Origin of the sequence: Psychromarinibacter sediminicola, from assembly GCF_029168335.1 — a bacterium.
GTDB classification, from domain to species: Bacteria; Pseudomonadota; Alphaproteobacteria; order Rhodobacterales; family Rhodobacteraceae; genus Psychromarinibacter; species Psychromarinibacter sediminicola.
Window position 1 is genome coordinate 1 of the sequence record NZ_JARGYC010000118.1, and the last position, 7,814, is coordinate 7,814.

Here is a 7,814-nt window from a genome sequence, read left to right on the forward strand (position 1 = left end):
CAGGTCTTCGACATTCCGCAGCGAAAGCGGGAACCGGACGTACATCATCACCGCAAGACGGATGATCTCGCGCGACGTCTTGAAGTATTTGAATGGGCAGCGTCGGGTCATGGGGCGCACGCTACCGGCACCCCTACCCCGCCTCAAGCCGAGTTCCTTTGACACTGCCGCAGCAGCGCCTCGCGGATCGGGCTCTTGGACATCCCGAGAAGCCGGACGAGTTCTGCTTCCGGCAGTTTCCGACCCATCGGAAATTCGCCAGAGATGATTCGCGACCGGATCTGCTCTCGCGCAAACCCGGACAGCTTCTGCCGTTCGACTGGCGTTTTCCTGACTGCAGATTCCAAGCGCCTCGTCCTCCCGGCCGCGATGTTATATGATATACCCAACCGTACAAGGGTGCGTGGCGCCGTTTTTTTGGTGTCGGTTTCAACGGCAGAGTCAGCGATTATCCAGCGCGCCATCCGGCTCAATTCCCGGTGCGCGCTGAGCTATCGCGCCGTCGAGGACATGCACGCCGAAGGCGGCATCGACGTGTCCTGCGAAACCGCACGGCGTGAGTTGGGATTGCACGTGACCGGCGGACGCTCGAACGACCGAGCGGAGGTTTCACATCAGCCAACCCGACGCCGGGAGCGGCAACAGATCCGCTTCAAGTCGCCCGGATCGGCACAGCGCTTTCACGCCGCCGATCTCACGTATTTCGGCCTCCAAAGGCCTTTTCCGCAATGATGCGATCGCGCTCTGCTCGCGCTTCGACGAAATCACGGAACTTGCGGCGCAGGCCGGTCAGGCGGCGATCGCCCCTCCATACAAGCCTGTGCCAGTAACTGGTGTAGACGACTGATTTCGGACCAAGCGGCAGGACGAGCTCGCCTTTCGCAACCGCATCGAAACAACCTGCAAGCACGCCCAGCACCAACCCGGATTCCGACCGAGCAAGCCCGAGGGCGCTTGCAACCTTCGAATACCCGACATTCGCTTCCTGGTTCGGCCCGAGAGGGAGTCCCGTCTTTTCGCTCCATGTGGCCCATTCCGCTTGGGTCGGGTCGGTCGAGAGGTCCGGCAGATGGATCAACGGGACCCCTTCGAGGGTTTCGGTCGTCTCGGACAGATTGAAGCGCTCGGCAAACCCCGGCGTGCACACCGGCGCGAATGCACCCGGGAAGAGGTCGATGCTGGTCAGGGGCGGTTCGGGTTCGCTCATGAAGCGAAACGCGAAAGTAATCTCACCCGTGTCAAGGCTGACGACCTCCGGTGTGGAGTCTATCCGCAGATCCAGGCCCGGCATCTCTCTCAACATGTCCGGGAGGTACTTTGGCAACCACGTATCCGCAAAGAATTGCGTCACTGTCAGAGCAACTCGTCTGGGATTGCCGGCCGCGCTCAACTCCTCCTGCAGGGCGGCCAGCTCGCTGAATGCCGACGAAAGACGATGGCTGACGCGCAAGACATCTTCGGTCGGCTCCAGCCCCGCGGAGCGCCGACGGAATATCGGGTGCCCGATACGTGCTTCCAAAGTGCGGATCTGAGCGGCGACGGCCGCACGGCTTACGGCAAGCTCCTCCGCCGCAGGAGCGATACCACGATTTCGGATGACCGCCTCGGCAGCTCTCCATCCATTGAGCGCGTCGATCTTCATGGCTTGGCAAGATTTTCTTTTCGCTTATCGAGAAATTCTGGCGTTTTTGCCAAGCTAGCATGGCATATCCTGATCAGGAAGTTCAGCAATTCTTGTCGGGGGCCAAAAGATGATAACCTACCTGGTGCAGCGAGAGATCGAGGGGGTCGGCCTGTCCGGGCGGCCCGGTCTGGAGTTGTCGGCCGCGCGTTCGGTCGAGGCACTGGCGCGCATGGCGCCACGTGTGACGTGGTGCCACACGTGGATCGGCGCCGATTTCCTGCTCAGCCTGTATCGCGCGGACGCCGTCGGCGACGTGATCGAGCACGCGCGACGCGCCGGTCTTCCCGACGGACGCATCTCCCGCGTTCTCGCGGAACTGCCAGGCGCCGAGACATCCTGGCTGACGTCGCTCGACGCGACCGGGACTTCTCGCGGCTAAACACCGTCGCCCGGAACCACTGACGCCTTGGCGCAAGGCGCCCGAGGTCCCCGCCGGGGCACTACCAGACTGTTCGTCATCGCGCCCACACACCGCCGATCCGAAAGCCCTCGCTCGGCACCAAGTCCATGGCTTTGGCGCGGGCGCGTGCAACCCGCTCGGGATTCGCAACGGTCCAATCACGGAACGCAAGGTATCCGGCCCGGTGGGCATCCGCCCACTCCTGGATCCCCACGCTCTCCTGGCCTGCCCCCAAAATCGCCGGAACGAGCGACATCTTGATCCTAGTAAATGTCCGCGAGCAGGTCCGCGCCGTTTCGGCATCCAGAAACGCACGCGCTGCAGCGGCCTCGCAGGCGTAGTAGACGACCAAGTCACGCTCACTCGGGGCGGACATGTCCCGTGCAGGGTCGGCCCACGCGAAGGGTGTCGCCAGACAAGCGGAGATCGCGAAAAGGAGAAGCTCTTTCCGGGTCATCGTTCACTTCCCTTGCTGATTGGTTACGGGCCGGCCCGAGGCCCCCGGGACAAAGGTTTTGCCGAGACCGCAGCGGGCCGCTTATGCTGTCATTTCAGAAGCAGAGCGCCCATTGACCTAACGAATTCTCATGAGATCCCCCGAAATCGCCCTGGGCGACTTGCGACTGGACCGCACCACGGGGCGGCTTTTTGGCATGGACGGGGCGGAAACGGAGCTGCGGCACCAGACGATGCGCGTGCTTCAGCTGATGGCCGCGCGACCGGGCGAAACCATAACGCGGCAGGAATTCAACGACGTAATCTGGGACAAGCGACAGATCAGCGAGGACGGGCTCGTCCAATGCATTGCAGAGATCCGCGCTGCGCTGGGTGACCGCGAGCGCCGGATCGTGGAAACAGTGCCGCGCAAGGGATACCGACTGATCGTCCCGGACGCGCCCACGGCCCGTCCACGTGTCGCGCTCGCCGCCGCAGGAGCGGCTCTCATCGCCGTGATCGCCGGTCTCTATCTCCTGCTCCTGATCGACCGCGCGCCTGGAGCGACCCCGTCAATCGCCGTGATGCCCTTCGAGGACCTGAGCGTGGCTGCGCACCGGGGCGACCTGAGCGACGCGATCAGCGAAGGCATCATCGCCAATCTCGCGCGCTATCCCGAATTGACCGTGATCGCACGCAATTCCAGCTTCCAGTTCCGCGATCGCCCAACCGACGTCCGCGAAATCGCGCGCACGCTCGGCGCCGACTACATCCTGGAGGGCAGCCAGCAGTTCGATGGAAATCGGCTGGTCGTGACGGTACAGCTCGTGTCGGGCCGGACCGCAGCGCATCTGTGGGCCGACACCATCGAGGCACCGCTCGGCAACCTGTTCGACATAAACAGACGCATCACAGGCCGGGTCGCGAATGCTGTGGGGCTGGAGGTCATCGACGCGGGGGATCCGGACCATCCCGGACATGACGCCAGCGCCGTGCTTCTGTTCAACCGAGGCACGAGCATGATGCTGGGCGACCTGTCGCGGGAGACCTGGGAGGCCGTTCGAGAGCTTGATCGACACTCTATCGAGAAATATCCTGACTCGGCATGGGGATATATTGGCGCCGCGCTCGGCCTGCGCAACGGCGTGCGCTTCGGTTGGATCGAAGAAGATGGCCGGGCTTCCCTGGAAGAGGCCGTCGCACATGCGCGCCGCGCAATCGTGCTCGCACCTCAGAACTACATGGGTCACTATGCGCTCGGCCGGGTGCTCATGCAGCAGGGCGATCAGCAGGGGGCGATCGCCGCATTGGAGCACGCCGCGGCGCTCAACCCATCCTCCGCGATGACATTGGAGGCCTTGGCCCAACCCTACATATATCTCGGAGAAACCGAGCGCGTCTTCGAGATCCTCCGCCGGATCGACACCATCAACCCGTTGCCAGGCCGCGTAACGCACTGGCTGCGCGGCTGGGCGCACTGGCAGGCCCGAACCTGCAACGACGCCTTTGCCGCCATGAAACGCATGCCGGTCCCGCCGGTCGCCTCTTTTAAGCTACTGGCCGCGATCCACGTCTGCCGCGGTGACATAGAGACCGCACGCGACGTGCTCTCCGATTACCTCGAAGAGTACCCGGACTGGTCAATCGCAAAAGAGCGAGCGCTGAACGACGGCAACTGGACCGAGGCGGGTGGCTACACCCGGTGGCTGGACGCGCTGAGATCAGCCGGTCTGCCGGAAAGATGAGCTCGGAGCCGGGGTCAAGACACGGGAAGTGGGCCTGGCAGGCCCTGTCACCTTGATAGGACGGTGGGGAGAGTCAGAGGCTTCTCAACCCGGAGATGTTCAGGGTATCAAACTATGTTTCTCTGACAAGCCCTGTTCCATCTCGGCGAGTGCCACCGGGGCGGGCGAAGCCGGCCTGCCCGCGGAAAGGTCGTCGCAGCGGCCCGAAAACTAATGGTCATCTCGTGGGCGACATCCGCGCCGGGCGCCTGCGAAGTAATCAGACTTGGCGTCGCGCTGATTTCTTGTGCATAGTTCTGGACCGTGCCCCGGTGCTCTGGAAACCATCGCGGGACGAGTCATTGAGAGGAGACTTCGACGTGTTCCACCGCACCATCCTGCCCGCCGCTGCCGCGGCGCTGACGCTGACCGGCGGCGCGCTTGCGCAGACCAGCGTGGACTTCGCGCTCGACTGGAAATTCGAGGGGCCGGCCGCGCCCTATTTCGTGGCCATCGACGAGGGCTACTTCGCGGAAGAAGGGCTGGAGGTCGAGATCACCGCCGGCTCCGGCTCGCTCGACGCGATCCCGAAGGTGGCGACGGGGGCCTTCCCTGTCGGTTTCGCCGACATCAACTCGCTGATCCGCTTTCTGGACCAGAACCCGGACGCGCCGGTGACGGCCGTCATGATGATCTACGATGCGCCGCCCTTTTCCATCGTGGGGCGCAAGTCGCTCGGTGTGGAAAAGCCCGCCGATCTCGAGGGCAGCGTCCTGGGCGCGCCGCCGCCGGACGGCGCCTGGGCGCAGTTCCCGATCTTCGCCGCCGAGAACGAGCTGGACATGGACAAGATCACCGTCGAGCCGGTGGGCTTTCCGACGCGCGAGCCGATGCTGGCCGAAGGGAACGTGGATGCCGTGACCGGCTACAACTTCTCTTCCTACTTGAACACCGCGCGGCTGGGCGTGCCGGAGGACGATATCAGCGTTATCATGATGAGCGACCACGGCGTGGACCTTTACGGCAACGCGGTGATCGTGAACACCGAGTACGCCGCCGAGAACCCCGAGGTGATCGAGGGCTTCCTGCGCGCGGTGGCCAAGGGCTGGAAGGCCGCCATCGCGGATCCGGCCGGAGCGATCCCGAGCCTGATGGAGCGCAACCCGGCGGCAGATGCCGACCTGGAGACCCGGCGGCTGGAGCTGGCGATCGAGGGCAACGTGATGACCGACTGGGTCAAGGAGAACGGCCTGGGCGGGATCGACCCGGCACGGCTGGACAGCGCGGTGCAGCAGATCGGCACCGTCTACGAGTTCCAGAACGCGCCCGACCCGGCGGCCTATTTCACCGACGAATACCTGCCCGACGAGCCGTTCATGATGGAGTGAGCGCCGGGCGCGCACGAGAGGCCGGCGCGCGGGGTGCCCCGCGCGCCGGGCAGAAGACGGGGCGGGACAGCAAGACATGACGGCGATGATCGAGATCCGCGGCGTGCGGCATGCCTATCAGACGGCCGACGGCCCGCTGCAGGTGCTGGACGGGCTGGAGTTGACGGTCGACGAGGGCGGCTTCGTCGCCGTCGTCGGGCCGTCTGGGTGCGGCAAGTCCACGCTGACCCGGCTGATCGCCGGGCTGATGAAGCCCGACGCCGGCGAGATGCTGCTGCACGGGCGGCCGGTGCAGGGACCGCGCTCGACCGTCGGGATGGCGTTTCAGAACCCGGTCCTGCTGGAATGGCGGACGATCCTGCAGAACGTGATGCTGCCGCTGGAGATCGTGCCCGCGAAAACGCCGCGCCGGCAGCAGGAAGAGCGGGCGCGCTACCTGCTGTCGCTGGTGGGGCTCGACGGGTTCGAGGACAAGCGGCCCTCGGAACTCTCCGGCGGGATGCGGCAGCGGGCGAGCTTGTGCCGCGCGCTGGTCCACCAGCCCGAGGTGCTGATCCTGGACGAGCCCTTTGGCGCGCTCGACGCCTTCACCCGCGAGGACCTGTGGCAGACCATGCACCGGGTGAAAGAGAACGAGCCCTTCACCGGCGTGCTGATCACCCACGACCTGCGCGAGTCGATCTTCCTGGCGAACCAGGTGGTGGTGCTGTCGGGTCGCCCGGCGCGGACGCAATACGTGCTGGACGTGCCGGCGACGGGGCCGCGCGACCTGGAGCATCTGTACACCGCCGAGGCGTCGGAGATGCTGACCGTCCTGCGCCACCAGATCGAGGTCGCGCAGGGCCGCGCGCCGGCCGAGGACACGGCCACGCCCGCCCCGCCTCCGGGGTCGGCCGCGCAGGGCATGCAGTAAGGAGAGACGGCGATGGCCTATGTTCCCGTACCGGTCACCAAGCCCCGCGGCGTCGCCATGGCGCGCAGCAAGGCCGTGGGCAAGGCGCTGGTCAGCCGCTCGGTGATGGCGCCGCTGGCGGCCATTGTCGTATTCGTGGTGCTGTGGGAGTTGCTGGTGCAGGCCAATGGCTGGCCCGATTACGTGATGGCCTCGCCGTCGGACCTGCCGCCGGCCTACGCGCGGTACTGGGATCTGTTCCTCGTCATGGGCTGGCAGACGCTGTGGAGGACGGTCGTGGGGCTGGTGCTGGCCGTGGTCGTCGGCGTGGCGCTGGGCATGATCATGGGGTTCTCGCGGCTGATGCGGGATGCGCTCTACCCGCTGCTGGTGGGGTTCAACGCGATCCCGAAGGCGACGGTGGTGCCGATCGTGGCGCTGATGTTCGTCGGCGCGCATGACTTCAACACGATCCTGATCGCATTCATGATCTCGTTCTTCCCGATCGCGGTGTCGATTTCCATCGGGCTGTCCACGCTGGAACCGGAATACCGCGACATCCTGCGGGCACTGGGGGCGTCGCAGTCCACGATCTTCTGGAAGATCGCCCTGCCCAAGACGCTGCCGGAGTTCTTCGGGGCGATGAAAGTGGCTGTGACGCTGGCCTTCATCGGCACCAACCTGATGGAGATCGTGAGCCCGCATGGGCGGGGCCTGGGGGCGCTGTTCGATTCGGGAAAGACGAACTCGGACTACCCGCTGATGTTCGCGGTGCTGATCGCCTTGGCGGTACTGGGGATTCTTCTGTATTACGTCGTCGTGGCGCTGGAGAAGATCTTCGCCGGCTGGGCGGAGCGGACGCCGACCTGATTTCGCTGCGCGGTGCTGGCAGACGAATTCTAACTCGTCTCGGCTTGGACAGTGACACTGTCCCTTATGCCGCGCAGAGACCGCGCCGCTCGGCGAGAGCCGCGGCGCGGGTCTTCTTGAAGTTGGCTCGGGAGTAGAAGCTGCGCTCCGAGTTGAAATGGTTGCTGACCGAGGCGTGGACGGAGGCGAGTTTCTGCAAACGTCGCATCCTCCGGAACCGCAGCATCGCCCGCTCGCGTCGTCGGAATGGCAGGTGGGAGTTCTCGGCGCGGTTGTTCAACCAGCGACCGGTTTCCTGGCGATCAGCCGCACCGATTTCCTTCAGTGCCGCGCCGTAGGACCGGAGCCGGTCGGTCACGATGGAGTCCGGCCGACCATAGCGCTTCATTGATTTTCTGAGGAATTTCAGGGCCGCCTTCTT

The 7,814-nt window shown here is 64.9% G+C and carries 9 protein-coding genes and 2 pseudogenes; 6 read left to right on the forward strand and 5 right to left on the reverse strand.

Going from position 1 to position 7,814, the window contains the following annotated elements; genetic code table 11:
* Positions 1 to 111, reverse strand: a pseudogene (locus tag P1J78_RS23380) (IS6 family transposase); the annotation flags it as partial.
* A gap of 32 nt (positions 112 to 143) precedes the next feature.
* Positions 144 to 464, reverse strand: a complete 321-nt coding sequence (locus tag P1J78_RS25370; protein ID WP_309568149.1) for a GntR family transcriptional regulator — start codon at positions 462 to 464, stop codon at positions 144 to 146.
* 85 nt (positions 465 to 549) lie between these two features.
* Between P1J78_RS25370 and P1J78_RS23390 the strand changes: the two are divergent.
* A pseudogene (locus P1J78_RS23390) lies at positions 550 to 717 on the forward strand (IS6 family transposase); the annotation flags it as partial.
* On the opposite strand, the gene P1J78_RS23395 reads toward P1J78_RS23390, so the two are convergent.
* Positions 695 to 1,642: a LysR substrate-binding domain-containing protein gene (locus P1J78_RS23395; RefSeq protein WP_275569795.1), complete on the reverse strand. Its 948-nt coding sequence runs from the start codon at positions 1,640 to 1,642 to the stop codon at positions 695 to 697. The pseudogene P1J78_RS23390 and the gene P1J78_RS23395 overlap by 23 nt on opposite strands.
* 109 nt (positions 1,643 to 1,751) lie before the next feature.
* Between P1J78_RS23395 and P1J78_RS23400 the strand changes: the two genes are divergently transcribed.
* The gene (locus P1J78_RS23400; protein ID WP_275569796.1) at positions 1,752 to 2,063 is read left to right on the forward strand and encodes a nickel-binding protein; all 312 of its coding nucleotides are present in this window, start codon (positions 1,752 to 1,754) and stop codon (positions 2,061 to 2,063) included.
* 76 nt (positions 2,064 to 2,139) lie between these two features.
* Here the strand turns inward: P1J78_RS23400 and P1J78_RS23405 are convergent, their stop codons facing one another.
* Entirely contained in the window at positions 2,140 to 2,541 is a 402-nt protein-coding gene (locus tag P1J78_RS23405) for a hypothetical protein (RefSeq protein ID WP_275569797.1), read from the reverse strand.
* Between the two features lie 130 nt (positions 2,542 to 2,671).
* Here P1J78_RS23405 and P1J78_RS23410 point away from each other — a divergent pair, with 130 nt between their 5' ends.
* The 4 genes from P1J78_RS23410 (at position 2,672) to P1J78_RS23425 (ending at position 7,393) form a co-directional block, all read left to right on the forward strand.
* Positions 2,672 to 4,264: a winged helix-turn-helix domain-containing protein gene (locus P1J78_RS23410; RefSeq protein ID WP_275569798.1), complete on the forward strand. Its 1,593-nt coding sequence runs from the start codon at positions 2,672 to 2,674 to the stop codon at positions 4,262 to 4,264.
* A gap of 359 nt (positions 4,265 to 4,623) precedes the next feature.
* Positions 4,624 to 5,631, forward strand: coding sequence for an ABC transporter substrate-binding protein (locus P1J78_RS23415; RefSeq protein WP_275569799.1), 1,008 nt, complete (start codon positions 4,624 to 4,626; stop codon positions 5,629 to 5,631).
* 76 nt (positions 5,632 to 5,707) lie between these two features.
* The gene (locus P1J78_RS23420; RefSeq protein WP_275569800.1) at positions 5,708 to 6,544 is read left to right on the forward strand and encodes an ABC transporter ATP-binding protein; all 837 of its coding nucleotides are present in this window, start codon (positions 5,708 to 5,710) and stop codon (positions 6,542 to 6,544) included.
* 57 nt (positions 6,545 to 6,601) lie between these two features.
* The gene (locus P1J78_RS23425; RefSeq protein WP_374213417.1) at positions 6,602 to 7,393 is read left to right on the forward strand and encodes an ABC transporter permease; all 792 of its coding nucleotides are present in this window, start codon (positions 6,602 to 6,604) and stop codon (positions 7,391 to 7,393) included.
* A 64-nt stretch (positions 7,394 to 7,457) separates the two neighbouring features.
* Here P1J78_RS23425 and P1J78_RS23430 read toward each other — a convergent pair.
* Positions 7,458 to 7,814, reverse strand: a 357-nt coding sequence (locus P1J78_RS23430; protein WP_275569801.1) for a DDE-type integrase/transposase/recombinase, incomplete at its 5' end; no start/stop codon positions are given.

Coding starts and splice junctions, on each gene's coding strand:
- P1J78_RS25370 (WP_309568149.1), bottom strand. CDS start 464: ATGGCGCGCTGGATAATCGCTGACTCTGCCGTTGAAACCGACACCAAA.
- P1J78_RS23395 (WP_275569795.1), bottom strand. CDS start 1,642: ATGAAGATCGACGCGCTCAATGGATGGAGAGCTGCCGAGGCGGTCATC.
- P1J78_RS23400 (WP_275569796.1), top strand. CDS start 1,752: ATGATAACCTACCTGGTGCAGCGAGAGATCGAGGGGGTCGGCCTGTCC.
- P1J78_RS23405 (WP_275569797.1), bottom strand. CDS start 2,541: ATGACCCGGAAAGAGCTTCTCCTTTTCGCGATCTCCGCTTGTCTGGCG.
- P1J78_RS23410 (WP_275569798.1), top strand. CDS start 2,672: ATGAGATCCCCCGAAATCGCCCTGGGCGACTTGCGACTGGACCGCACC.
- P1J78_RS23420 (WP_275569800.1), top strand. CDS start 5,708: ATGACGGCGATGATCGAGATCCGCGGCGTGCGGCATGCCTATCAGACG.
- P1J78_RS23425 (WP_374213417.1), top strand. CDS start 6,602: ATGGCGCGCAGCAAGGCCGTGGGCAAGGCGCTGGTCAGCCGCTCGGTG.